Raw genomic sequence first — 23514 nt, forward strand, 5'->3', positions numbered from 1 at the left:
GCCTCGTTGTGTTTCTCGTTGTAGGACACCAGGTCCTGCAGGGTGAACCCGTCGTGGGCGGTGACGAAGTTGATGCTGGCCGACGGCCGGCGACCGGTCGCCTCGTAGAGGTCCGAGGATCCGGTCAGCCGGGAGGCGAACTCGCCGAGGGTCGCGGGTTCACCCCGCCAGTAGTCGCGCACGGTGTCGCGGTACTTCCCGTTCCATTCGGTCCACAGCCCCGGGAAGTTGCCGACCTGGTAGCCGCCCTCGCCCACATCCCACGGCTCGGCGATCAGCTTGACCTGACTGATCACCGGATCCTGCTGCACCAGATCGAAGAACGCCGACAACCGGTCCACGTCGTAGAACTCCCGGGCCAGCGTCGAGGCCAGGTCGAACCGGAACCCGTCGACGTGCATCTCCAGCACCCAGTACCGCAGCGAATCCATGATGAGCTGCAGGGTGTGCGGATGACGCGCGTTGAGGCTGTTGCCGGTTCCGGTGAAGTCCTTGTAGAACTCCGGCTGTCCGTCGAGCAGCCGGTAGTAGGCGGCGTTGTCGATGCCCCGGAAGTTGATGGTCGGCCCGAGATGGTTGCCCTCGGCCGTGTGGTTGTAGACGACGTCGAGAATCACCTCGATACCGGCGTCGTGGAACGTCTTGACCATGGTCTTGAACTCGGCCACCGCGCCGCCGGCGTGCCGGTTGGCGGCGTACTGGAAGTGCGGGGCGAAGAAGCCGACGGTGTTGTAACCCCAGTAATTTCGCAGCCCGAGGTCCAGCAGCCGGTGATCGTGCATGAACTGGTGCACCGGCATCAGTTCGATCGCGGTCACGTTGAGCGATTTGAGGTGCTCGATGATCACCGGGTGGCCCAGCCCGGCGTAGGTGCCGCGCAGTTCCTCGGGGATGCCGGGATGGGTTTGCGTCATCCCCTTGACGTGGGCCTCGTAGATCACCGTGTCGTGGTAGGGCGTCTTCGGCGCCCGGTCCGAACCCCACTGGAAGAACGGGTTGATCACCACGCTGGTCATGGTGTGGCCCAGCGAGTCGACCATGGGCGGCGCACCGGATCCCGCGGGCTCGGCGCTCAAATCGTAGGAGAACAGGGCCTGGCCGAAATCGAACTCGCCGTGGAACGACTTGCCGTACGGGTCGAGCAGCAGCTTGCTGGGGTCACAGCGGTGGCCCGAGGCGGGATCCCACGGGCCGTACACCCGGTACCCGTAGCGCTGCCCTGGCGTCGCGGTGGGCAGGTAGGCGTGCCACACGTAGCCGTCCACCTCGTCGAGGTTGATCCGTTCCTCGGAGCCGTCCTTGGCGATCAGGCACAGCTCGACCCGTTCGGCGACCTCGGAGAACAGCGAGAAGTTGGTGCCCGCACCGTCATAACTGGCACCGAGCGGGTAGGACACACCGGGCCATACGGTCGATATCGGGGCGGGGGCCGGTGGATCGGCCCGGCCCGGCTGAGCCGACGAGGTCATGCCCGTCACCACCAACCGGTGGCGCCGGCCAGCTGACGGCCGAGCTCATTGGCCATGGTGCGCATGTAGGTCGCCGACAGATGGTGAGAGTCGTGGTACAGCAGCACATTTCCCTCCACCACGCGGCAGTACTCCTTCCGGCACACCGCATCGCTCATGTCGAGCGGTTTCATCAGCGGGAACCGGGCGACATAGTCCAGTGTGGGGTTGCGGTCGGAGAGTACCTTGGACCGGTCGATGCCGCAGGAGATGGCGTCGCCGCCGTTGGCCAGACAGTCCGCCGGGAAGTACGGCTTGCCGTTGCGCACCAGCCACGGCGTGTCGCGCATCGCCAGGATCGGAATATTGTTCTGCGACAACGCTTCCCAAATACCGAGATACGTGTTGGGCATGACATCGCCGTCTTTGATGTTCCACGGGCGCGTCGATGTGGTGAACACGAAGTCGGGGTGGTCGGCGATGAGTTTGGCCATCACCAGCTGATTCCACTCGTGGCACTTCGGATAGGGGCGGTTGTCGCCCATCACCAGCGGTGTCTCCTCGGTGGTCAACGGGCAACCCATCTTGAGATAGGTGACCACCTTGAAATTGTGCAGGCGGCCCAGCAGATCCAGTGCGGTGAGCCAGTGCTCGGCGTGCGAGCCGCCCGCCAGCGCGATGGTGCGCGTCGCGTCCTTGTCGCCGTAGGTGCAGTTGATCACGTCGATATCGGGGAAGTCGCTGATGCAGCCGTCGTTCGTCGACGCCGGGAGGTCGTCCTTGGCCTCCAGCACCGTCGGCCGCATCGGGAGCTTCGGTACCCGGACGTGGTTGATCAGCGCCTGCGCCCCCGGATAGTCCCGCGGGGACAGCCCGGAAAGCTCCTTACCGTTCTCCCGCTGCACGGTGACGTGTTCGCGCCAGGTGAATGAGGTGGCGGTCAGCGCCACCCCGAGCAGCGCGACGATGGATCCCAGCACGATCGTCGGTCGGCGCAGCCGGGCGCGCAGCGGGATCACCGGGGCCGGCGCCTTGACCGACTTGGTCCGCAGCGGATCCTCGATGTAGCGGGTGGTCAGCCAGGCCAGCACACCCGAAACCAGCAGGATGACCGTGCCTTCGAGGATGCTGGCGTTGACGTGCCCGGTGTAGGACAACCAGAAGATCAGCAGCGGCCAGTGCCACAGGTACAGCGAGTACGCCATGGCGCCGAGCGAGACGAACGGTTTGGTCGCGAGCATCCGGTTGGGGACGGGGAGCCGGTCGGTGCTGCCATCGCCCGCCCGGTTGGCCGCCGACAGGATGAACAGCACCGTGGCGCCCACCGGTACCAGCGTCCAGGGGCCCGGGAACTCCTTGACGCCGTCGATGAACGCGCCGCAGGACAGGATGGCGGCCAGGGAGATGACCGCGACGATGTTTCGCAGCCACATCGGCCACCGGACGAACGGCACCAGCGCCCCGGCGAGTGCGCCCAGCAACAGCTCCCACGCCCTGGCGAAGCTGTTGTAGTAGGCGATCGCCTGGTCGGTGTTGTGGGCGCCGATCGCGTACACGAACGACGCGATGGCCAGCCCGCCGAGGAGCACCAGGAAAGCCGTCCGAAGGTGCCGGCCGAACAGTTTCCGGCACAGGAAGGCGAACCCGAAGATCGCCGCGAGGAAGGCGATGTAGAACTGCCCCTGCACCGACATCGACCAGATGTGCTGCAGCGGGCTGACCGACTCGCCGGCCCGGAGGTAGTCCGCGGCGGTGTTGGCCAGTTCCCAGTTCTGGTAGTAGCCGAGGCTTGCCAGGCTTTGGTCAGCAAAGGCTTCCCAGCGGGTTTCCGGCTGGACGAGGATGGTCAGGACCGCCGCACCCGCGAGCACGACCACCAGCGCAGGCAGCAGGCGCCGCACCAGGCGGACCACATCGGGGCCGGGCCACAGCGAAGCGCCGGGGGTCAGCGCGGTCCGCAGCACCTTGCCGCCGAAGAAGAACCCCGACAACGCCAGAAACACGTCGACACCACCGGAAACCCGCCCGAACCAGATGTGGAACACCGCGACCAGGGCGATGGCGATACCGCGCAGGCCGTCGAGATCGTGCCGGTAGAAACCCGACTTTCGGGTCCCCATTGACACCGGGGTCGCGCTCGAAGATGCGGGAGCGGACGCGGTCCGGGTGGGGGCGAGGGTCATCATGATCGAGGTCAATTTACCTAAGAACAGCCTGCCGCTCACATTTCGGATGCCTCGGCCGCGCCCCGTGAGCAAAGGGCTAGGCTGCGGATCTGTGGCCGAGCTGACCCCAGAGCAGATCAGTGCCATCGATACCGCTCACATCTGGCACCCGTACAGCACTATAGGTGCGCAGGCGCTGGAGCCGGTGGTGGCGGTCGGTGCCAAGGGTGCCTGGCTGACCGTGATCGACCCCTCGACCAGCCGCGAGATCGAGGTGCTCGACGCGATGGCCTCCTGGTGGACGGCGGTGCACGGACACGGCCACCCGGTGCTGGACGCGGCGGTCAACCGGCAGCTGGCCACCATGAACCACGTCATGTTCGGCGGGTTGACCCATGAACCCGCGGCCCGGTTGGCGCAGCTGCTCGTCGAGCTGACCCCGGCCGGGCTGGAAACCGTGTTCTTCAGCGACTCGGGTTCGGTGTCGGTGGAGGTCGCGGTCAAGATGGCGCTGCAGTACTGGCGCAGCCTCGGGCGTGGCGCCAAACACCGCCTGATGACCTGGCGCGGCGGCTACCACGGCGACACCTTCACCCCGATGAGCGTGTGCGATCCGGACGGCGGCATGCATGAGCTGTGGACCGGCGAGAACTCAGTGCTGGTCGCCCAGGAGTTCGCAGCACCGGTGCCCACCCACTACGACGAGGCCTACAGCGCCGCGTTCGAGCGCCAGCTCACCGAACACGCCGACGAGCTCGCCGCGGTGATCGTGGAACCGGTCGTGCAGGGTGCCGGGGGGATGCGATTCCACGATCCGCGTTACCTGGCCGATCTGCGGGCCATCTGCGACCGGCATGAGGTGCTGCTGATCTTCGACGAGATCGCGACCGGTTTCGGCCGCACCGGTGAACTGTTCGCGGCCGAACACGCCGGGGTGAGCCCGGACATCATGTGTGTCGGAAAGGCGCTGACCGGCGGCTATATCACCCTGGCCGCCACGCTGTGCACCACCCGCATCGCCCACACCATCAGTTCGGGCCGACCGGGCGCGCTCATGCACGGGCCCACCTTCATGGCCAACGCGCTGGCCTGTGCGGTGGCGGTGGCCGCGGTCGAACTGCTCATCGACGGCGACTGGCGCACCCGGGTCCGGACGATCGAGGCCGGCCTGCGGGCGGGCCTCGAACCGGCCCGTGAGCTGGGCGGGGTCGCCGATGTCCGGGTGCTCGGCGGGATCGGCGTCATCGAGATGAGCGAGCCGGTGGACATGCGGGTGGCCACCGCGACGGCGTTGCGGCACGGGGTCTGGCTGCGCCCGTTCGGGCGGCTGATCTATGCCATGCCGCCGTTCATTTGCGCGCCGGCCGAGGTCGAGCAGATCACCGCCGGGATGGTCGGCGTGGCCCGTGCACTAACCTGAACGGTGTTCAATTGTCGGCCCGGCCGACGTGTTCAATTGTCGGCCCGGCCGACGTGTTCAATTGTCGGCACCGAAGGAGCACCCAGTGACGCGCACGGATCTTTCACCGCTGTCCTGGCTAGCCGGCGTCGAACACCAGCGCCGCGACGCCGGACTGCGGCGCGAACTGCGCACCCGCCCACCGGTGGGCGCCGAGCTGGACCTGGCCTCCAACGACTACCTGGGGCTCTCGCAGCACCCCGAAGTACTCGAGGGCGGCATCGAAGCGCTGCGGGTCTGGGGCGCGGGCGCCGGTGGTTCGCGGCTGGTCACCGGCAACACCGAGTTGCATGAAGCCTTCGAGACCGCGCTCGCCGCCTTCGTCGGGGTCGAAGCGGCGCTGGTCTTCTCGTCGGGCTACACCGCGAACCTCGGCGCCGTGGTGGCGTTGTCGGGCCCAGGGTCGGTGCTGGTCTCCGATGCGTTGACGCACGCATCGATCGTCGACGCCTGTCGGCTGTCTCGCGCCAGGGTGACCGTGACACCGCACCGCGACGTCGACGCCGTCGACGCCGCACTGTCCGCGCGCACCGAGGAACGCGCGGTGGTGCTCACCGAATCGGTGTTCAGCACCGACGGTGCGCTGGCACCGCTGCGCGACCTGCACGCCGTGTGCCGGCGCCACGGCGCACTGCTGATCGTGGACGAGGCCCACGGTCTCGGGGTGCGCGGCCCGGGCGGCCAGGGACTGCTCTACGAGCTCGGCCTGGCCGGCGCGCCCGACGTGGTGATGACGACGACGCTGTCCAAGGCCCTGGGCAGTCAGGGCGGGGTCGTGCTGGGCCCGGAGTCCGTGCGGGCCCACCTCATCGACGCCGCCCGGCCGTTCATCTTCGACACCGGCCTGGCACCGGCCGCGGTCGGTGCCGCGGCCGCGGCCCTGCGGGTGCTGACCGCCGAGCCGCGCCGGGCCGGGGCCGTGTTGACGCACGCGGCCGAACTGGCCCGGATGTGCGGTGTCACCGTCGAACCCGATTCGGCGGTGGTATCGGTGATCCTCGGGGAACCCGAGGTGGCCGTGGCGGCCGCGGCGGCCTGCCTGGAACGCGGTGTGCGGGTCGGGTGCTTCCGCCCGCCGACGGTCCCGGTGGGCACCTCACGGCTGCGTCTGACCGCCAGGGCCTCCCTGACCGCGGACGAAATCGATCTCGCCGGCCGGGTTCTGACCGAGGTGCTCACCGCGGCGCGGCGGTGAGCGCGCTATTCGTCACCGGCACCGACACCGGCGTCGGGAAGACGGTGACCACCGCGGCCCTGGCCTGCGCGGCCCGGTTGGCCGGGCTGGACGTCGCGGTGTCCAAACCGGTGCAGACCGGCACGGCCGACGGCGACGACGACCTCGGCGAGGTGCGTCGGCTGTCCGGGATAGCCGAATTGTGCGGTGGCTGGCGCTATCCGGAGCCGCTGGGACCGGTCGCGGCTGCCGAACGTGCCGGGCTGGCGTTGCCGACGCGGGCGGATCTGGTGGCCGCGGTCGGCGCGGTCGACGCCCCGCAGCGCCTGACCCTGGTCGAGGGCGCCGGTGGGCTGCTGGTGGAGCTGGGGGCAGCCGGTGTGACACTGCGCGATCTCGCGGCGGATCTGGGCGCGCCGGTCCTGGTGGTGGTCTCGCCGGGGCTGGGGACGCTCAACCACACCGCCCTGACGTTGGAGGCGCTTGCCGTCCGGGGTGTTCGGTGCGCCGGGCTGGTGATCGGCAGTTGGCCCGCCCGGCCCGGCGTCGCCGAGCAGGGCAACCGCCGTGCACTCGCCGAGCTCGCCCCGGTCCGCGGGGTGCTTCCCGCGGGCGCCGCGGCCCTCGGCACACCAGAATTCGAAACGTTGAGCTCGGCCGCCTTCGACCGCGGGTGGATCGAGAGCCTAGGCCGCGCGAAGATCACCTGACATGGTGCATTCCGTCGAGCTGGTCTTCGACCCGGATACCGAGGCGGCGGTCCGCCGCATCTGGGACGAGCTGCGCGATGCCGGCATCCCCAGCCAGGCGCCGGCCGCGCGCCCACACGCCACGCTGACCGTCGGGCAGCACATCGATCCCGAGGCCGAGTCGGCGCTGGCGCCGATGCTCGACCGTTTCCCGATGCCCTGCCGCCTGGGGGCGACGCTGATCTTCGGTCGATCGGCCGGGGTGCTCGCGAGACTGCTGGTGCCGACCCGGGACCTGCTCGCGGTCCACGCCGAGGTGTACCGGATCTGTGTGCCGCTCGTGACGCCGGCGCCGCTGCCCAATGCCCAGCCCGGGCAATGGACTCCGCACGTCACGTTGGCCCGCCACCTCGCCGCGGCCCGGCTCGCGACCGCGCTGCGAATCGCCGGCCGGCCCCCCGAGATCGCCGGGACCGTCATCGGGTTGCGGCGCTGGGACGGCGACAAACGCGCCGAACATCCGATCGGCTGACATCCTGGTCGGTATGGACCGGATCGCGATCATCCGCACCGACGCGCAGCGATTCGCCGACGTGCTCGCCGAGACAGCGCCGGACGCCCGCTGCCCGAGCTGTCCGGACTGGACCGCGGCGGACCTGCTGTGGCATCTGACCGAGGTGCACTTCTTCTGGGCCGGTGTGCTGTCACAGAACGCCCGCGCGGGTGCCGACCTGGAGGCCGTCGAGCAATCCAAACCAGCGCGTCCCGACACCGTGGCCGACCTGTTGGTGCTGCGGGAGCGGGCCACCGACGCACTGCTCGCCCAGTTGGACCGGCTCGACGACGATGAACCGCGCTGGTCCTGGTGGGACCCGGATCAGTCCGTCGGTTTCACCCGGCGCATGCAAACCTATGAGGCGTTGATGCACCGGGTGGACGCCGAGCTGACCGCGGGTCTGCCGATCGGTGTGATCGGGACCGAGGTGGCGGCCGGTGCCGTCGATCACGCCGTCGACGTGATGTGGGGCTGGCGGCCCGCCGGATCGACATTCGAGCCCGCGGCCGTAGTCGAATTCGTCGGCACCGACACCGGGCAGCGCTGGGCGGTCGAGGTGGGCCGGGCCGGCGACTGGCCGGGCGCCGCGCGGGCCCGCGGCACCGTGGCCGCCAGCGCGACGGCGCGTGGCCCGCTCGCCGACCTCGCGCTGTGGGCGTGGACGCGGGGCGGCGCGGTCGACGTCTCCGGTGACCCGGCGTCAGTCGCCGCGCTGGATGCCGTTGTCGGACAAGGAATGCCATGAGTGCGGTGCGCCGCTCCTGGCGCCGAGGCCGTCGACGAGCAGTTGCAGGCCGAATTCGAACTGGCGGGTGGTGTCGGCGGCCAGCACGGATTGCTCGTCGGTCAGCGCGCCCGCGGCGTCCCACTGCAGCCGGGACTGTTCGTCGACGGTGAAGCCGAGGACGTAATAGATCACCGTCCGCGCGGCCGGTTCGGCATCGTCGGGGGCGACACCGGCCTCGCGGGCCACCGCGGCCAGCGATGCGACGATGCCGGCGGTGGCCTGCGACTGTCCGGCCGCGAAACTCGACGACACCAGCTCGGCGCCGTCGGTGTGCGAGAGCAGGGCGTCGCGCAGGGCGGCGCAGATCTGATGGATCTGCTCGCTCCAGCCCAGCCGGGCGGTGTCCACCCGCGCCGACCGCAGGATGTGGTCGGCCACCGCGCCCAGCAGTTCCTGCTTGTTGGCGAAATGCCAGTACAGGGCGCCGGGGCTGACGCCGAGTTCACGGGCCAGGCGTCGCATCGTCAGGTCGGCGATGCCGTAGTTGTCCAGGATCGCCGTCGCCGCGTCCACCACGTCCGGTTTGTGGAGTTGCACACCGCTACCCTAACCTGAACGGTGTTCAATGGTCGGCACTGCCGACGTGTTCAATGGTCGGCACCGCCGACGTGTTCAACCGTCGGCCCCAACCCATTCGCAGGAGGACAGCCAGTGACGCAGGCAGCCATCAACAGCACTGACGTACTGGGCGTGGCCCGCGAGCAGGTTCTGGAGCGCGGGGTCGGCCTCGACCAGGAGCAGACACTGCAGGTGCTGCAGCTGTCCGACGACCGTCTCGATGACCTGCTCTCGCTGGCGCACGAGGCCCGGATGAAGTGGTGTGGACCCGACGTCGAGGTCGAGGGCATCATCAGCCTCAAGACCGGCGGCTGCCCCGAGGACTGCCACTTCTGTTCGCAGTCCGGCCTTTTCGCCTCGCCGGTGCGCAGCGCGTGGCTGGACGTCCCGAGCCTGGTCGAGGCCGCCAAACAGACCGCCAAGACCGGCGCCACCGAGTTCTGCATCGTGGCCGCGGTGCGTGGCCCGGACGAGCGACTGCTGGCGCAGGTGGCCGCGGGCATCGAGGCCATCCGCAACGAGGTCGACATCCAGATCGCCTGCTCGCTGGGCATGCTGAGCCAGGAACAGGTCGAGCGGCTCTCGGACATGGGCGTGCACCGCTACAACCACAACCTGGAGACCGCCCGGTCGTTCTTCACCAATGTGGTGACCACCCACACCTGGGAGGAGCGCTGGGACACCCTGCGGATGGTCCGCGAGGCGGGTATGGAGGTGTGCTGCGGCGGCATCCTGGGCATGGGGGAGACGCTCGAGCAGCGCGCCGAGTTCGCGGCCAATCTCGCCGCACTGGATCCGCACGAGGTTCCGCTGAACTTCCTCAATCCCCGTCCGGGCACCCCGTTCGGCGACCTGGAGGTGCTGCCGGCGTCGGAGGCGCTCAAGGCCGTGGCCGCGTTCCGGCTCGCGCTGCCGCGCACCATGCTCCGGTTCGCCGGCGGTCGCGAGATCACCCTCGGCGACCTGGGCGCCAAGCAGGGCATCCTCGGCGGCATCAACGCGGTCATCGTCGGGAACTACCTGACCACCCTGGGTCGCCCGGCCGAGGCGGACCTGGAACTGCTCGACGATCTGCAGATGCCCATCAAGGCGCTCAACGCCAGCCTGTAAAACGGGTGTGGTGACTTTCGACATGACGGCGACTCCGGCGCTGCCGGCGCCGGTGGGGGCCGGCGCCTACAACGTCTACACCGGCGCCGAGATGACGGCGGCCGCCGGTTCGGCAACGCCCACCGCGGCCCAGCTCGGACTGGAACCGCCGCGGTTCTGCGCCGAATGTGGCCGCCGGATGATCGTTCAGGTGCGCCCCGACGGCTGGTGGGCGAAATGCTCGCGTCACGGCCAGGTCGACTCGACCGAACTCGAGACCAGGCGATGAACGGCTACGCCGGACCGCCGAACAGCCTTGCGGCCCCTCGGGTTTCGCGATCGCGGGCGGCGGTGACCGTGGCAGGCGCCTTGGCCGGTGCCGGGGTGCTGGTCGGTGTGTTGTGGGCGCTGTTGGCACCGCCGATTCACGGCGTGGTGGCGCTGACCCGCACCGGCGCCAGGGCACACGCCTACCTCGGCAATGAGTCCGACCATTTCTTCACCTCGGCCTTCATGTTCGTGGGTCTGCTGATCGTCCTCGCCGTGGCGTCGGCGGTGGCGGTATGGCAGTGGCGCGCACACCGAGGGCCGGTCCTGGTGGCGGCCCTGGCGACCGGGTGCGTCGCGGCCGCGGCGGTCGCCGCCGGGGTGGGTGCGCTGCTGCTGCACCTGCGCTACGGCGCGGTCGATATCGCCCGGGCCCCGGTCACCCCCGAGAACCGGGTGCATTACGTGGTCGAGGCGGCACCGGTGTTCTTCGGGCACACCCCGGCTCAGGTCGCCATGACCCTGTTGTTCCCGGCGGCCGCGGCGGCCCTGGTGTACGCGCTGATCGCGGTGTCGACGGCCCGTGACGATCTGGGCGCGTGGCCGCCCGTGCAGCAACCGGTGTACCCGGTACCGCCGCCGATGGTCAGTCCTCCGCGGGTCTGACCGGCCCGCCTCCTGGTCAGAGCGGGCGCCGTCGGATCTTGCGTCCGGTGGCGACGTTGATCGCGATCCCGGCCAGTCGGGCCATGCCCACGTAGGTCATCGGGTTCAGCAGCGTCGGCCACTTCGTTCGCACCAGATTCTCGTCGACCGGCCGCCCGGCGAACCGGTCGGACAGCCAGCGCAGCGTCATCGGCGCCGACATCGGGTGCAGCAGCAGGTGTTCGCAGAACGAGTCGCGGTGGTAGGTCACGCTGGCGCCGCCGGCCCGGTAGGCATCGACGAGGTCGTCGATGCCGTCGACCGAGATGATCTCGTCGTGAACGGCCTGGATAACGAGTACCGGCGCATTGGGGGTGGCCACGCCGAGCTTGATGTCGTCGAACACGTGCTGCACTTCGGGACCGTCGACGGTCTGCTGCAGCGGCAGATCGACCAGATCGTCCATATCGGTGCGGGCCCACCGCAGCAGGGCGTGCGCCGTGGTCATCCGGTGCAGCCGGTCCAGCCGCTCCAACCCGTCCGGGGTGGCGTGTTCGGCGACGATCCGGTTGAGGTCGGGGTAGATGTCGGCGAGCGCGGCCACCACGAGTCCGGGCAGACCGGCGAATATGGTGCCGTTGAGCTTGCTGAAGGTCTCGCCGAGGTCTCCGACGGGTGACCCGAGTACGGCCCCGGCGATGTTGAGCTCGGGTGCGTAGCCGCCGCTCATCTCGGCGGCCCAGGCCGTGGCCAGACCGCCACCGGAGTAGCCCCACAGGCCGATCGGGGAACTCGCCGAGAGCGCCAGCCGATCGCAGTTGAGCGCCGCGCGCAGCCCGTCCAGCACGTGGTAACCGGGTTCGTAGGGCGCCCCCCACTTGCCGTTGACCCCCTCGTGGTCGGGCACCGAGACGGCCCATCCCTCGGCGAGCGCGGCGCCGATCAGCAGGAGTTCGAGCTGGGCCACCGCGCCGACGGCCTTGGCATGCCTGCGCAGGGCGTAGGACGGAAAACAGCGTGAGGTGATCGCGTCGATCGCGCACTGGTAGGACACGATGGGGCAGTCGGCCGCGGCGCCGGGCGGCACGATCACCGTGGTGGCCGCGGCCTCCGGGTCGCCGTTGCGATCGGTGGAACGGTACAGCAGCTGGATCGCCGGCACCCGCTGCGGAATCACCCCGAGGAAGGCGAGTTCGACGTCGCGGCTGCGCAGCACGGTACCCGGCTCGGCGTGCTGGAATCCGGCGGGCGGGCGGTAGAACGGGTCCGTGTCGGGGAGCTGGGGGCGCGCGCCGTAGTCGAGCTCGTCGTGCGGTGCGCGCCCGATCCAGCCGGGTGCGGTTGCGTTGGCGGCGCTGCCCAAGTCCATCCGGGCATTCTTACTTAAGAAGGGTCTAAGAATCCAGTCGACTCACCCGGGCGGGCGCAGGGCCGCGAACTCGTCGGTGACCCGGTAGCGCGACTCGGCGAACCGGTAGAGCGCGGCCGGACGCCCGCCGCTGCGCCCCGAGCGTGCGGTGGTTCCGGTGCGGGTGATCACCTGGCGGCGTTCCAGAACCCGTTGCAGGTTGGTCGCGTCGACCTGGTAGCCGAGCGCGGCGCCGTAGATGTCGCGCAGCGTGGAAAGAGCGAATTCCTTTGGCGCCAAAGCGAAACCGATGTTGGTGTAGGAGAGCTTGGCGACCAGGCGGTTGTGCGCGTATTCGACCATGGGCGCGTGGTCGAAGGCCACCTCGGGCAGGTCGGCGACTGGATGCCAGCGGGTGTCGGAGGGCAGTGCCGGGGTGGCGGGGGAGGGCACCAGCCCGAGGAAGGTCGAGGCGATGGTGCGGGTGCCGGGTGCCCGGCCCGGGTCGGAGAACACGGCGAGTTGTTCGAGGTGGGCGAGCTCACGCAGGTCGACCTTTTCGGCCAGCTGGCGCCGGACCGAGCTGACCAGATCCTCGTCGTCGCGCAGCTGACCGCCCGGCAGCGACCACCGGTCGCGCTCCGGTTCCAGTGCGCGCTGCCATAACAGCACGTTAAGGGCGGGTTGCCGGGAATCGACGTCGCGAACCTGGAACACGACGGCGAGCACTTCGTGCGCGGTGTTACCATATTGCATGTTTTCGATTGTAAGTCGAAAACCCGATTTGGACGAGGAGGCCGCCATGACGGTGCTCAACGGATTGTCTGCCGGGGATCTGGCCGAGCGGATTGTCGATGGTCCCGGGGGTTATTCGGGGGTCGTCGGTGACGAGCGGTGGGCCGCCGAGGTTCGTCGGCTGGTCGAACTGCGCGGCGCGACGCTGCTGGCGCACAACTACCAGCTGCCGGCCATCCAGGACGTCGCCGACCACGTCGGCGACTCGCTGGCGCTCTCGCGGATCGCCGCCGAGGCGCCGGAATCCACCATCGTGTTCTGCGGGGTGCATTTCATGGCCGAGACGGCCAAGATCCTCAGCCCCGACAAGACCGTCCTGATCCCCGATCAACGGGCGGGATGTTCATTGGCCGATTCGATCACGGCCGAGGAGTTGCAGGCCTGGAAGGACGAGCATCCCGGCGCCGTCGTCGTCTCGTATGTGAACACCACCGCCGCGGTCAAGGCACTCACCGACATCTGCTGCACATCCTCCAACGCGGTCGAGGTGGTCGCCTCGATCCCGGCGGAGCGTGAAGTGCTGTTCTGCCCCGACCAGTTCCTCGGCGCGCACGTCCGGCGCGTCACCGGTCGCAAAAACCTGCACGTGTGGGCCGGCGAGTGCCACGTCCACGCCGGAATCAACGGCGACGAGCTGGCCGAGAGGGCCCGATCCCATCCCGATGCCGAGCTGTTCGTGCATCCCGAATGTGGTTGCGCCACCTCGGCGCTCTACCTGGCCGGTGAGGGTGCCGTACCCGAGGAGCGGGTGAAGATCCTGTCCACCGGCGGCATGCTCGACGCCGCGCGCGAAACCCGCGCCCGGCAGGTGCTGGTCGCCACCGAGGTCGGAATGTTGCACCAGTTGCGCAGGGCCGCACCGGGAGTCGATTTTCTGGCGGTCAACGACCGGGCGTCGTGCGGCTACATGAAGATGATCACGCCCGCCGCCCTGCTGCGGAGCCTGGTCGACGGTGCCGACGAGGTCCACGTCGACCCCGAAACCGCCCGGCTGGGACGGGCGAGCGTGCAGCGGATGATCGGGATCGGCCGGCCCGGCGGCGGCGAATGAGCACCACCGGCGGGTTCGCCTGCGGTGGCTCCGGGGGCTGGCAGCAACGCGCCGACGTGGTGGTGATCGGCACCGGTGTGGCCGGCCTGGTCGCGGCGCTCGCCGCGAACCGCAAGGGCCGGCGCGTCGTGGTCCTCAGCAAGGCCCGCGAGACGGCGACGTTCCACGCCCAGGGCGGGATCGCCGTGGTGCTGGCCGGCCTGCAGGATTCCGGCGATTCGGTGGACGCGCACGTCGCCGACACCCTGGCGGCTGGTGGCGGCCTGTGCGATCCGGACGCGGTGCGCTCCATCGTGGCCGACGGTCACGCGGCCGTGGCCGATCTGGTGGCCTGCGGCGCCCGGTTCGACGAAGCAGTGCCGGGACGCTGGGCGCTGACCCGCGAGGGCGGGCACAGCCGGCGCCGGATCATCCATGCCGGCGGCGACGCGACCGGCGCCGAGGTGCAGCGCGCGCTCGATTTCGCGGCCGCCAACCTCGACATCCGGCGTGACCACATCGCCCTGCGGGTGCTGCGCGACGACGCCGGGGTGACCGGGGTGCTGGTGCGCAACGACGACGGGACCGGCGTCCTGCACGCGCCGTCGGTCATTCTCGCCACCGGGGGCCTGGGCCACCTGTACACCGCCACCACCAACCCGGCCGGTTCGACCGGAGACGGCATCGCGCTGGCGTTGTGGGCCGGCGTGGCGGTCAGCGACATCGAATTCGTTCAGTTCCACCCCACGATGCTCTTCGACGGCACCGGTGCCGGGCGACGGCCGCTGATCACCGAGGCGTTGCGGGGCGAAGGCGCGGTGCTCGTCGATTCGCGGGGCGACTCGGTGACCTCGGGGGTGCATCCGATGAGGGATCTGGCGCCGCGCGATGTCGTGGCCGCCGCGATCAACGCCCGCCTGACCAGCACCGGCGACCCCTGTGTCTATCTGGATGCCAGGGCCGTCGACGATTTCGGCCGTCGGTTCCCCACCGTCGCCGCGGCCTGCGCCGCGGCCGGTATCGATCCGGGCCGCATGCCGATCCCGGTGGTGCCGGGCGCCCACTACAGCTGCGGTGGGGTGGTGACCGATGTGCACGGGCGGACCGAGCTTCCCGGCCTGTTCGCGGCGGGCGAGGTGGCCCGCACCGGGATGCACGGGGCGAACCGGCTCGCCTCCAACAGCCTGCTGGAGGGTCTGGTCGTCGGCGGCCGGGCCGGCCGGGCTGCGGCCGAATACGCCGGACAGGCCGGTCCGGTGCAGGCCAGGGTGCCCACGGACGCCCGCCACGACACCGTCGACCGCGGGGTGCTGCAGCGCGCCATGACCGCACACGCCTCGGTGGTCCGCGATGCCTCCGGGTTGCGGTCGCTGGCCGAGACACTCGAGGCGGGGCGGCCCACCGAGCCGCTGACCCGGGCCGGTTTCGAGGACGCCGCACTCACCGCCGCCGCACGCGCGGTGACCGCCGCCGCCTTGGCCCGCACCGAAACCCGCGGCTGTCACCACCGTGGCGACTTCCCGAGCACCGACCCGACTCAGGAGCATCCGTTGACGATTCGCACCGAGCTCGGCCGAATTGCCGTGCCAACCCCGATGGCGGTGGGCTGATGACACTTTCGGAGTTCGAGTTCATCGAGGCCGAGGCAATCATCGCCCGCGCGCTTGAGGAGGATCTGCGCTACGGGCCGGACATCACCACCATGGCCACGGTCGGGCCGGACGCCACCACGACCGCATCGGTGGTCAACCGCGAGCCTGGCGTGATCGCCGGCCTCGACATCGCACTGCTGGTGTTCGACAAGGTGATCGGGGCGGGAAACTACCGGGTGATCGACCGGCTCGACGACGGTACCCGGGTGCAGGCGCGATCGGCGCTGCTCACCGTCGAGGCGCCGACCCGCGAGCTGCTGACCGCGGAGCGGACGATGCTCAACCTGGTCAGTCACCTGTCCGGTATCGCCACCGCGACCGCGGCCTGGGTCGACGCGGTGGCGGGCACCAACGCCAAGATCCGCGACACCCGCAAGACCATGCCGGGGATGCGCGCGCTGCAGAAATACGCGGTGCGGGCCGGTGGGGGCGTCAACCACCGGATGGGGCTGGGCGATGCCGCGCTGATCAAGGACAACCACGTCGCCGCCGCCGGCTCGATCCTCGCCGCGCTCAAGGCGGTTCGCGCCGACGCACCCGATCTGCCGTGCGAGGTCGAGGTCGATTCGCTTGAGCAACTCGACGATGTGCTGGACGCCGATGTGGAGCTGGTCCTGTTGGACAACTTCCCGGTCTGGCAGACCCAGATGGCGGTGCAGCGCAGAGACTCCCGGTCACCCGGGACGTTGCTGGAGTCCTCCGGCGGCCTGACCCTGGACAGTGCCGCGGAGTACGCCGGAACCGGGGTCGACTACCTCGCGATCGGGGCACTCACCCACTCGGTGCGGGTGCTCGACATCGGGCTGGATATCTGAGCCGGGGCCACCCGCGGCGGCGTCACACGATATCGGCGACGAAGACGCCGGTCTTACGGACGACGATCCGGGCGACCCACGGCAGCGACGGGTCCTCGGTACCCGCGGGCAGTACCCGCGGGTTGGTGATGTGAACATCACCGCGGAACAGGTGTACGTCGGCTTCGCCTGCGGCCAGCACGTTCTTGACCCAGTTGGTCTTGCCGTGGACCAGGCCGACGGCCAGCACGTTGCCTCTGCGGAAGCTGGTCACGATGGTCTCGTAGGGTGTGCCCGATTTGCGGCCCCGATGTTTGATCACCGTGAACCCGGGCAGCCGCTTTGACAGGGGCTTGAAGGCCGGGTTGATGTACTTGATCTGAAACCGCTCCAGCGCGGGTGGGAAGAGCATCGGAACGCCGGGTGCGTTGTTGGGGTGTTCGTGCCGTGAACTTGCGGTGGACATGTGACTCCATTCGCCAGGTGCGTGCAGCCAGCCTACGGTGCCCGGATTTTTATTCGGGTGGACGGATCGGGGACAATTGCGGTGATGCCCGAATTTGAGATGACCAGGATCGATCTGCGAAACCGTGCGTTGACCGCGGCGCAGTTGCGAGGCGCCCTCCCGCGAGGTGGCGTCGATGTGGACTCCGTGGTGCCCACGGTGCGGCCGATCGTCGACGCCGTGGCCGAACGGGGTGCCGTCGCGGCCCTGGACTACGGCGAGTCGTTCGACGGGGTGCGCCCGGCGACCGTGCGGGTCCCCGCCGAGGCGCTGGCCCGGGCGCTGACCCAGCTTGACCCCGAGGTGCGGGCCGCGTTGCAGGTCTCGATCGACCGGGCCCGCGCGGTGCACGCCGATCAACGCCGCACCGATACGACCACTACCTTGGCGCCGGGCGCGACGGTCACCGAACGCTGGGTTGCCGTCGAGCGGGTCGGTCTCTACGTGCCGGGCGGCAACGCGGTCTACCCGTCGAGCGTGGTAATGAACGTCGTCCCGGCGCAGACCGCGGGGGTCGACTCGCTGGTGATCGCCAGCCCGCCCCAGGCCGCATTCGGCGGACTACCGCACCCGGCCATTCTGGCCGCCGCCGCGCTGCTCGGCGTGGACGAGGTGTGGGCGGTCGGCGGGGCGCAGGCCGTGGCGCTGCTGGCCTACGGCGGCACCGACACCGACGGCACCGGCACCGACGGCACCGAGCTGGCGCCGGTCGACATGATCACCGGGCCCGGCAACATCTACGTGACCGCGGCCAAGCGGATCTGCCGGTCCCAGGTGGGCATCGACGCCGAGGCCGGGCCGACCGAGATCGCCATCCTGGCCGACCACACCGCCGACCCGGTGCATGTGGCCGCCGATCTGATCAGCCAGGCCGAACACGACGAGATGGCCGCCAGCGTGCTGGTCACCGACAGCGTCGCGCTGGCCGACGCCACCGACGGTGAACTGGCCCGCCAGCTGGCCACCACCGTGCACGTCGAGCGGGTGACCGCGGCCCTGACCGGACGGCAGTCGGCGATCGTGCTGGTCGACGACGTCGACGCGGGCGTGCGCACCGTCAACGCCTATGCGGCCGAACATCTGGAGATCCAGACCACCGATGCCGCCGGTGTCGCGGCCCGAATCCGTTCCGCCGGGGCGATTTTCGTCGGTGCGTGGTCGCCGGTCAGCCTCGGCGATTACTGCGCCGGTTCCAATCATGTGCTGCCCACCGCGGGCTGCGCACGACATTCCAGCGGGCTGTCGGTGCAGACCTTCCTGCGCGGCATCCACGTCGTGGAGTACGACGAGGCGGCGCTGAAAGATGTGTCCGGCCACGTGATCACCCTGTCCAAGGCAGAAGATCTACCGGCCCACGGCGAGGCGGTACGACGGAGGTTCGAGAAGAAGTGAGCGCACAGAGCGCGAAGAAGGTGACGTTGGCGGATCTGCCGCTGCGGGAGAACCTGCGCGGCAAATCGCCGTACGGCGCACCGCAATTGCAGGTTCCGGTGCGGTTGAACACCAACGAGAACCCACATCCGCCGACCCAGGCACTTGTCGACGATGTCACCACCTCGGTGCGCGCGGCCGCTGCCGAGCTGCACCGCTACCCCGATCGGGACGCGGTCGCGCTACGCACCGACCTGGCGGCCTACCTCAGCGCGGCCACCGGGGTGGCGCTCACGGTCGACAACCTGTGGGCGGCCAACGGTTCCAACGAGATCCTGCAGCAGCTGCTGCAGGCGTTCGGCGGGCCGGGACGCAGCGCGATCGGATTCGTGCCGTCCTATTCGATGCACCCGATCATCTCCGACGGCACCCAGACCGAATGGCTGCAGGCGGCCAGGGCCGACGACTTCGGCCTTGCCATCGATGTTGCCGTCGCCGCGGTCAAAGACCGGCGTCCCGACGTGGTGTTCGTGGCCAGCCCGAACAACCCGTCCGGGCAGAGCGTTCCGCTCGACGACCTGCGCCGCCTGCTGGACGCCATGCCCGGCGGGATCCTGATCCTCGACGAGGCATACGGCGAATTCTCGTCGCAGCCCAGCGCGGTGGCGCTGCTCGAGGAGTACCCGGCCAAGCTGGTGGTCAGCCGGACGATGAGCAAGGCCTTCGCGTTCGCCGGCGGCCGGCTCGGATATCTGGCCGCCGCGCCCGCGGTGATCGACGCGCTGCTGCTGGTGCGGTTGCCCTACCACCTGTCGGTGCTCACCCAGGCCGCGGCGCGGGCCGCGCTGCGGCATGCCGACGACACCCTCGGCAGTGTGGCCACGCTGGCCGCCGAACGTGAGCGGGTCTCGGCCGAGCTGGCCCGGCTGGGATTCCGGGTGATCCCCAGCGATGCCAACTTCGTGCTGTTCGGCGAGTTCGCCGACGCGCCAGCGAGCTGGCAGCGCTATCTCGACGCGGGGGTTCTGATCCGCGATGTCGGCATCCCCGGCCACCTGCGCGTGACCATCGGCTTGGCCGAGGAGAACGACGCGTTTCTGGCCGCCAGTGCCGATCTCGCCAAGACTCAACTCAACAGTCCGGTAGGAGCATCGTGACCCGTCACGCGAAGGTCGAACGCAAGACCAAGGAATCCGACATCGTCGTCGAACTCGACCTCGACGGCACCGGTGTCGTCGACATCGACACCGGTGTCCCGTTTTTCGACCACATGCTGACCTCGCTGGGCAGCCACGCCAGTTTCGATCTCACCGTGCACGCCAAGGGCGACATCGAGATCGAGGGACACCACACGGTCGAGGACACCGCGATCGTGCTGGGCCAGGCCCTCGGTGAAGCGCTGGGCGACAAGAAGGGCATCCGCCGGTTCGGTGACGCCTTCATCCCGATGGACGAGACCCTGGCCCATGCCGCCGTCGACGTATCCGGCCGGCCGTACTTCGTCCACACCGGTGAACCCGAATTCATGGTCGAATTCACCATCGCCGGGTCCAGCGCGCCTTACCACACCGTGATCAACCGGCACGTGTTCGAGTCGCTGGCGTTCAACGCCAGGATCGCGCTGCACGTGCGCACGCTCTACGGCCGCGACCCCCACCACATCACCGAGGCGCAGTACAAAGCCGTGGCACGGGCATTGCGCCAGGCCGTCGAGTACGACCCCCGGGTCACGGGCGTTCCGTCGACCAAAGGAACTCTGTGACAAAGAAGGTCGTCGTCCTCGATTACGGGTCAGGCAATCTGCGCTCGGCGCAACGGGCGCTGGGGCGGGTCGGTGCCGATGTCGAGGTGACCGCCGATCCGGGCGCCGCCGCGGCCGCCGACGGTCTGGTGGTGCCCGGTGTCGGGGCGTTCGAGGCGTGCATGACCGGGCTGCGGGCGATCGGCGGGGAGAAGATCATCGCCGACCGGTTGCAGAACGGCAGGCCGGTGCTCGGGGTGTGCGTCGGGATGCAGATCCTGTTCGCCCGTGGCATCGAGTTCGGGGTGCGATCCACCGGTTGCGGGCAGTGGCCCGGTTCGGTGACCCGGTTGGACGCCCCGGTCGTCCCGCACATGGGCTGGAACGTCGTCGACGCGGCCGCGGGCAGCACGTTGTTCAAGGGGCTGGATCCCTCGACGCGGTTCTACTTCGTGCATTCCTACGCCGCGCAGGTCTGGTCCGGCCGCCCCGAGGCGTTGGTCACCTGGGCAACACATCACGTGCCGTTCATCGCCGCCGTCGAGGACGGGGCGCTGGCCGCCACACAATTTCATCCGGAGAAGAGTGGTGACGCGGGTGCGGCACTGCTCACGAATTGGGTTGAGGGACTGTGAGTTTAATTCTGCTACCTGCCGTCGACGTGGTGGACGGACAGGCCGTGCGCCTGGTTCAGGGCAAGGCCGGAAGCGAGACCGGCTACGGTTCGGCGCTGGAGGCGGCGCAGGCCTGGCAGCGGGACGGCGCCGAATGGATCCACCTGGTCGATCTGGACGCGGCCTTCGGCCGGGGCAGCAACCGTGAGTTGCTGGCCGAGGTGGTCGGCAAGCTCGATGTGAAAGTCGAACTGTCCGGCGGTATCCGCGACGAGGATTCACTCAAGGCGGCCCTGGCCACCGGATGCGCCAGGGTGAACATCGGCACCGCGGCCCTGGAGAGCCCCGAGTGGTGCCGCGGCGCCATCGCCGAATTCGGCGACCGGGTCGCCGTGGGGCTGGACGCGCAATTCGAGAACGGCAGCTGGCGGCTGCGCGGGCGCGGCTGGGAGTCCGACGGCGGCGATCTGTGGGAGGTGCTGGAACGGCTCGACGACGAAGGTTGTTCGCGGTTCGTCGTCACCGACGTCACCAAGGACGGCACGCTCACCGGACCCAATCTGGAGCTGCTGTCGACGGTCACGGATCGCACCGACGCACCGGTGATCGCCTCGGGCGGGGTGTCGAGCCTGGAGGATCTCCGGGCGATCGCGACGCTGACCGGCACCGGTGTCGAGGGTGCGATCGTCGGCAAGGCGCTCTACGCCGGGCGGTTCACCTTGCCGCAGGCCCTGGCCGCGGTCAGCGGATAACGGCGGTGGGAGCACTGGATCCGTCACGACTCACCGCACTGGTCGCCACCGCGGCCGAGATACTCGATGCCGCGGCGGTGCCGTTCGTCGCCGGCCACCGGGCCGAATCCGCGGTTCGCAAGCAGGGCAACGACTTCGCCACCGAGGTCGACCTGGCGATCGAGCGGCAGGTGGTGCGCGCACTCACCGAGGCGACCGGGATCGGCGTGCACGGCGAGGAATTCGGCGGTGAGCCGATCGACTCGCCGCTGGTCTGGGTGCTCGACCCGATCGACGGTACTTTCAACTACGCGGCCGGCTCACCGATGGCCGGCATCCTGCTGGGGCTGCTGGCCGACGGCGAACCAGTCGCCGGGCTGACCTGGCTGCCGTTCATGGGGCAGCGGTACTCGGCGCTGGCCGGCGGCCCGCTGCGGGACGGCGCCCAGGAGCTGCCGCGGCTCGCCTCACCCACCCCGGCCGATTCCATCGTCGGTATCCAGACCTTCAACATCGACTCGCGCGGCCGGTTCCCCGGCCGGTACCGGGCGGCGGTGCTGGCCAATCTCAGCCGGGTCTGCTCGCGGGTGCGCATGCACGGGGCCACCGGCGTGGACCTGGCCTATGTGGGCGCCGGAATCCTGGGCGGAGCGATCAGTTTCGGCCATCACATCTGGGATCATGCGGCCGGCGTCGCGCTGGTCCGGGCGGCCGGCGGGATCGTCACCGACCTGGCCGGCGAACCATGGACCTGCGAGTCGAAGTCGGCCCTGGCGGCCGCGCCGGGTGTGCACGAGAAGATGCTGGAGATCGTGAAATCCGCGGGGAATCCGGAGGATTACCTGTGAGTGTCACCAGTGATGTCGCCACCAGGGTGATCCCGTGCCTGGACGTGGACGACGGCCGCGTCGTCAAAGGGGTCAACTTCGCGAACCTTCGCGACGCCGGCGACCCGGTCGAACTGGCCGCCGCCTACGACGCCGAGGGCGCCGACGAGTTGACCTTCCTGGACGTGACCGCATCGTCGTCGGGCCGGGCCACCATGCTGGATGTGGTGCGGCGCACCGCCGAACAGGTGTTCATCCCGCTGACCGTCGGTGGGGGCGTGCGCTCGGTCGACGATGTCGACGTCCTGCTGCGCGCCGGCGCCGACAAGGTCTCGGTCAACACCGCGGCGATCGCCCGGCCCGAGCTGCTCGCCGAACTGTCGCGCCAGTTCGGTTCGCAGTGCATCGTGCTGAGCGTGGATGCCAGGACCGTGCCCGCGGGCGAACCGGCCACGCCGTCGGGCTGGGAGGTCACCACCCACGGTGGCCGACGCGGCACCGGGATCGATGCGATCGAATGGGCCGGGCGCGGCGCCGAACTGGGGGTCGGCGAGATTCTGCTGAACTCGATGGACCGCGACGGCACGAAAGCCGGATTCGACCTGGCCATGCTGCGCGCCGTGCGGGCCGCGGTGACCGTGCCGGTGATCGCCAGCGGCGGGGCGGGCGCGGTGGAACATTTCCCGCCCGCCGTCGTCGCGGGAGCCGATGCGGTGCTGGCCGCCAGCGTGTTCCATTTCCGGGAACTGACCATCGCCGAGGTGAAGGCCGCGATGGCGGCCGAAGGGATCGTGGTGAGGTGATGTTGGATCCGGCTATCGCCGCGCGGCTGAAACGCAATACCGACGGCCTGTTCACCGCGGTGACACAGGAACGCGGCACCGGCAAGGTGCTGATGGTGGCCTGGATGGACGACGATGCGCTGGCCCGCACGCTCGAAACCAGGGAGGCCACCTACTTCTCCCGGTCGCGCGGCGAGCAGTGGGTGAAGGGCGCGACGTCGGGCCACACCCAGACGGTGCACTCGGTGCGCCTGGACTGCGACGGCGACACGGTGCTGCTTGAGGTCGACCAGGTGGGCGCGGCCTGCCACACCGGCGCGCACACCTGCTTCGACGCCGACCTGCTGTTGCCGCCCGGGGCCTAGCGGATCGCCGCTCGCGCCCGGCGTTGCGGTATCCGTTCTTGTCGGTGCCGTCGGCAACAATGACTGGGTGACCGACACCGCCGCGACCCGCAAAGCGCGCGGTGCGTTCTTCACCCCGCCGG

25 protein-coding genes are annotated in these 23514 nt (G+C 69.6%); 19 read left to right on the forward strand and 6 right to left on the reverse strand.

Annotated elements, in window-relative coordinates; genetic code table 11:
- Together glgX and ACWDTP_RS24265 are read right to left on the reverse strand one after the other, a co-directional pair.
- The coding region (glgX, locus tag ACWDTP_RS24260; RefSeq protein WP_450024479.1) for a glycogen debranching protein GlgX at positions 1-1469 on the reverse strand (1469 nt) is incomplete at its 3' end.
- A gap of 5 nt (positions 1470-1474) precedes the next feature.
- Positions 1475-3634, reverse strand: coding sequence for an acyltransferase family protein (locus ACWDTP_RS24265; RefSeq protein ID WP_450024481.1), 2160 nt, complete (start codon positions 3632-3634; stop codon positions 1475-1477).
- Between the two features lie 91 nt (positions 3635-3725).
- Between ACWDTP_RS24265 and ACWDTP_RS24270 the strand changes: the two genes are divergently transcribed.
- The 5 genes from ACWDTP_RS24270 (at position 3726) to ACWDTP_RS24290 (ending at position 8236) form a co-directional block, all read left to right on the forward strand.
- Positions 3726-5033, forward strand: coding sequence for an adenosylmethionine--8-amino-7-oxononanoate transaminase (locus ACWDTP_RS24270; protein WP_450024483.1), 1308 nt, complete (start codon positions 3726-3728; stop codon positions 5031-5033).
- An 85-nt stretch (positions 5034-5118) separates the two neighbouring features.
- On the forward strand, positions 5119-6267 hold the full coding sequence (locus ACWDTP_RS24275) for an 8-amino-7-oxononanoate synthase (protein WP_450024485.1): 1149 nt from the start codon (positions 5119-5121) through the stop codon (positions 6265-6267).
- A complete protein-coding gene (bioD, locus tag ACWDTP_RS24280) occupies positions 6264-6956 on the forward strand; it encodes a dethiobiotin synthase (RefSeq protein ID WP_450024487.1) in 693 nt (230 codons plus the stop codon). The genes ACWDTP_RS24275 and bioD overlap by 4 nt, the downstream gene beginning before the upstream one ends.
- 1 nt (position 6957) lies before the next feature.
- Entirely contained in the window at positions 6958-7467 is a 510-nt protein-coding gene (locus ACWDTP_RS24285) for a 2'-5' RNA ligase family protein (RefSeq protein ID WP_450024489.1), read from the forward strand.
- A gap of 13 nt (positions 7468-7480) precedes the next feature.
- On the forward strand, positions 7481-8236 hold the full coding sequence (locus ACWDTP_RS24290; RefSeq protein ID WP_450024491.1) for a maleylpyruvate isomerase family mycothiol-dependent enzyme: 756 nt from the start codon (positions 7481-7483) through the stop codon (positions 8234-8236).
- Here the strand turns inward: ACWDTP_RS24290 and ACWDTP_RS24295 are convergent.
- Positions 8192-8815, reverse strand: coding sequence for a TetR/AcrR family transcriptional regulator (locus ACWDTP_RS24295; protein ID WP_450024493.1), 624 nt, complete (start codon positions 8813-8815; stop codon positions 8192-8194). The two genes, ACWDTP_RS24290 and ACWDTP_RS24295, sit on opposite strands and share 45 nt — an antisense overlap.
- 129 nt (positions 8816-8944) lie before the next feature.
- On the opposite strand from ACWDTP_RS24295, the gene bioB reads away from it, so the two are divergent.
- From bioB to ACWDTP_RS24310, 3 genes are read left to right on the forward strand one after another with little or no spacing between them, the layout of a single operon-like run.
- Positions 8945-9946: a biotin synthase BioB gene (gene bioB, locus ACWDTP_RS24300; RefSeq protein ID WP_450024525.1), complete on the forward strand. Its 1002-nt coding sequence runs from the start codon at positions 8945-8947 to the stop codon at positions 9944-9946.
- A 22-nt stretch (positions 9947-9968) separates the two neighbouring features.
- Complete coding sequence (gene bsaP, locus ACWDTP_RS24305; RefSeq protein ID WP_450024495.1) at positions 9969-10214, forward strand: biotin synthase auxiliary protein BsaP; 246 nt, start codon at positions 9969-9971, stop codon at positions 10212-10214.
- A complete protein-coding gene (locus ACWDTP_RS24310; RefSeq protein ID WP_450024497.1) occupies positions 10211-10858 on the forward strand; it encodes a DUF2567 domain-containing protein in 648 nt (215 codons plus the stop codon). Before bsaP ends, ACWDTP_RS24310 begins: the two co-directional genes overlap by 4 nt.
- Positions 10859-10874: 16 nt before the next feature.
- On the opposite strand, the gene ACWDTP_RS24315 is transcribed toward ACWDTP_RS24310, so the two are convergent.
- Together ACWDTP_RS24315 and ACWDTP_RS24320 are read right to left on the reverse strand one after the other, a co-directional pair.
- The gene (locus tag ACWDTP_RS24315; protein WP_450024499.1) at positions 10875-12206 is read right to left on the reverse strand and encodes a lipase family protein; all 1332 of its coding nucleotides are present in this window, start codon (positions 12204-12206) and stop codon (positions 10875-10877) included.
- 42 nt (positions 12207-12248) lie between these two features.
- The gene (locus tag ACWDTP_RS24320; protein ID WP_450024501.1) at positions 12249-12941 is read right to left on the reverse strand and encodes an NUDIX hydrolase; all 693 of its coding nucleotides are present in this window, start codon (positions 12939-12941) and stop codon (positions 12249-12251) included.
- A gap of 46 nt (positions 12942-12987) precedes the next feature.
- Here ACWDTP_RS24320 and nadA point away from each other — a divergent pair, with 46 nt between their 5' ends.
- The 3 genes from nadA to nadC are packed head-to-tail and all read left to right on the forward strand — an operon-like array spanning position 12988 to position 16477.
- On the forward strand, positions 12988-14031 hold the full coding sequence (gene nadA, locus ACWDTP_RS24325; protein WP_450024503.1) for a quinolinate synthase NadA: 1044 nt from the start codon (positions 12988-12990) through the stop codon (positions 14029-14031).
- A complete protein-coding gene (locus ACWDTP_RS24330) occupies positions 14028-15620 on the forward strand; it encodes an L-aspartate oxidase (protein WP_450024505.1) in 1593 nt (530 codons plus the stop codon). Before nadA ends, ACWDTP_RS24330 begins: the two co-directional genes overlap by 4 nt.
- Positions 15620-16477 carry a carboxylating nicotinate-nucleotide diphosphorylase gene (gene nadC, locus ACWDTP_RS24335; protein WP_450024507.1) on the forward strand — a complete coding sequence of 286 codons (858 nt, stop codon included), beginning with the start codon at positions 15620-15622 and terminating at the stop codon, positions 16475-16477. Before ACWDTP_RS24330 ends, nadC begins: the two co-directional genes overlap by 1 nt.
- Before the next feature lie 22 nt (positions 16478-16499).
- Here nadC and ACWDTP_RS24340 read toward each other — a convergent pair whose 3' ends face one another.
- Positions 16500-16922, reverse strand: coding sequence for a nitroreductase family deazaflavin-dependent oxidoreductase (locus ACWDTP_RS24340; RefSeq protein WP_450024509.1), 423 nt, complete (start codon positions 16920-16922; stop codon positions 16500-16502).
- Positions 16923-17006: 84 nt separating this feature from the next.
- On the opposite strand from ACWDTP_RS24340, the gene hisD reads away from it, so the two are divergent.
- The 8 genes from hisD to hisI are packed head-to-tail and all read left to right on the forward strand — an operon-like array spanning position 17007 to position 23392.
- Complete coding sequence (gene hisD / locus ACWDTP_RS24345; RefSeq protein WP_450024511.1) at positions 17007-18353, forward strand: histidinol dehydrogenase; 1347 nt, start codon at positions 17007-17009, stop codon at positions 18351-18353.
- The gene (locus ACWDTP_RS24350) at positions 18350-19489 is read left to right on the forward strand and encodes a histidinol-phosphate transaminase (protein ID WP_450024513.1); all 1140 of its coding nucleotides are present in this window, start codon (positions 18350-18352) and stop codon (positions 19487-19489) included. Before hisD ends, ACWDTP_RS24350 begins: the two co-directional genes overlap by 4 nt.
- Positions 19486-20094 carry an imidazoleglycerol-phosphate dehydratase HisB gene (hisB, locus tag ACWDTP_RS24355; protein ID WP_450024515.1) on the forward strand — a complete coding sequence of 203 codons (609 nt, stop codon included), beginning with the start codon at positions 19486-19488 and terminating at the stop codon, positions 20092-20094. The genes ACWDTP_RS24350 and hisB overlap by 4 nt, the downstream gene beginning before the upstream one ends.
- Positions 20091-20708 (forward strand): imidazole glycerol phosphate synthase subunit HisH, encoded by a 618-nt coding sequence (gene hisH / locus ACWDTP_RS24360; RefSeq protein ID WP_450024517.1) that lies wholly within the window; start codon positions 20091-20093, stop codon positions 20706-20708. The genes hisB and hisH overlap by 4 nt, the downstream gene beginning before the upstream one ends.
- Positions 20705-21439, forward strand: coding sequence for a bifunctional 1-(5-phosphoribosyl)-5-((5-phosphoribosylamino)methylideneamino)imidazole-4-carboxamide isomerase/phosphoribosylanthranilate isomerase PriA (gene priA / locus ACWDTP_RS24365; protein ID WP_450024519.1), 735 nt, complete (start codon positions 20705-20707; stop codon positions 21437-21439). The genes hisH and priA overlap by 4 nt, the downstream gene beginning before the upstream one ends.
- Positions 21436-22266, forward strand: a complete 831-nt coding sequence (locus ACWDTP_RS24370; protein ID WP_450024527.1) for an inositol monophosphatase family protein — start codon at positions 21436-21438, stop codon at positions 22264-22266. The genes priA and ACWDTP_RS24370 overlap by 4 nt, the downstream gene beginning before the upstream one ends.
- The gene (gene hisF / locus ACWDTP_RS24375; protein WP_450024521.1) at positions 22263-23048 is read left to right on the forward strand and encodes an imidazole glycerol phosphate synthase subunit HisF; all 786 of its coding nucleotides are present in this window, start codon (positions 22263-22265) and stop codon (positions 23046-23048) included. Before ACWDTP_RS24370 ends, hisF begins: the two co-directional genes overlap by 4 nt.
- Complete coding sequence (hisI, locus tag ACWDTP_RS24380) at positions 23045-23392, forward strand: phosphoribosyl-AMP cyclohydrolase (RefSeq protein WP_450024523.1); 348 nt, start codon at positions 23045-23047, stop codon at positions 23390-23392. The genes hisF and hisI overlap by 4 nt, the downstream gene beginning before the upstream one ends.
- Positions 23393-23514: the final 122 nt, after the last annotated feature.

Source organism: Mycobacterium sp. NPDC003449 (genome assembly GCF_053588415.1).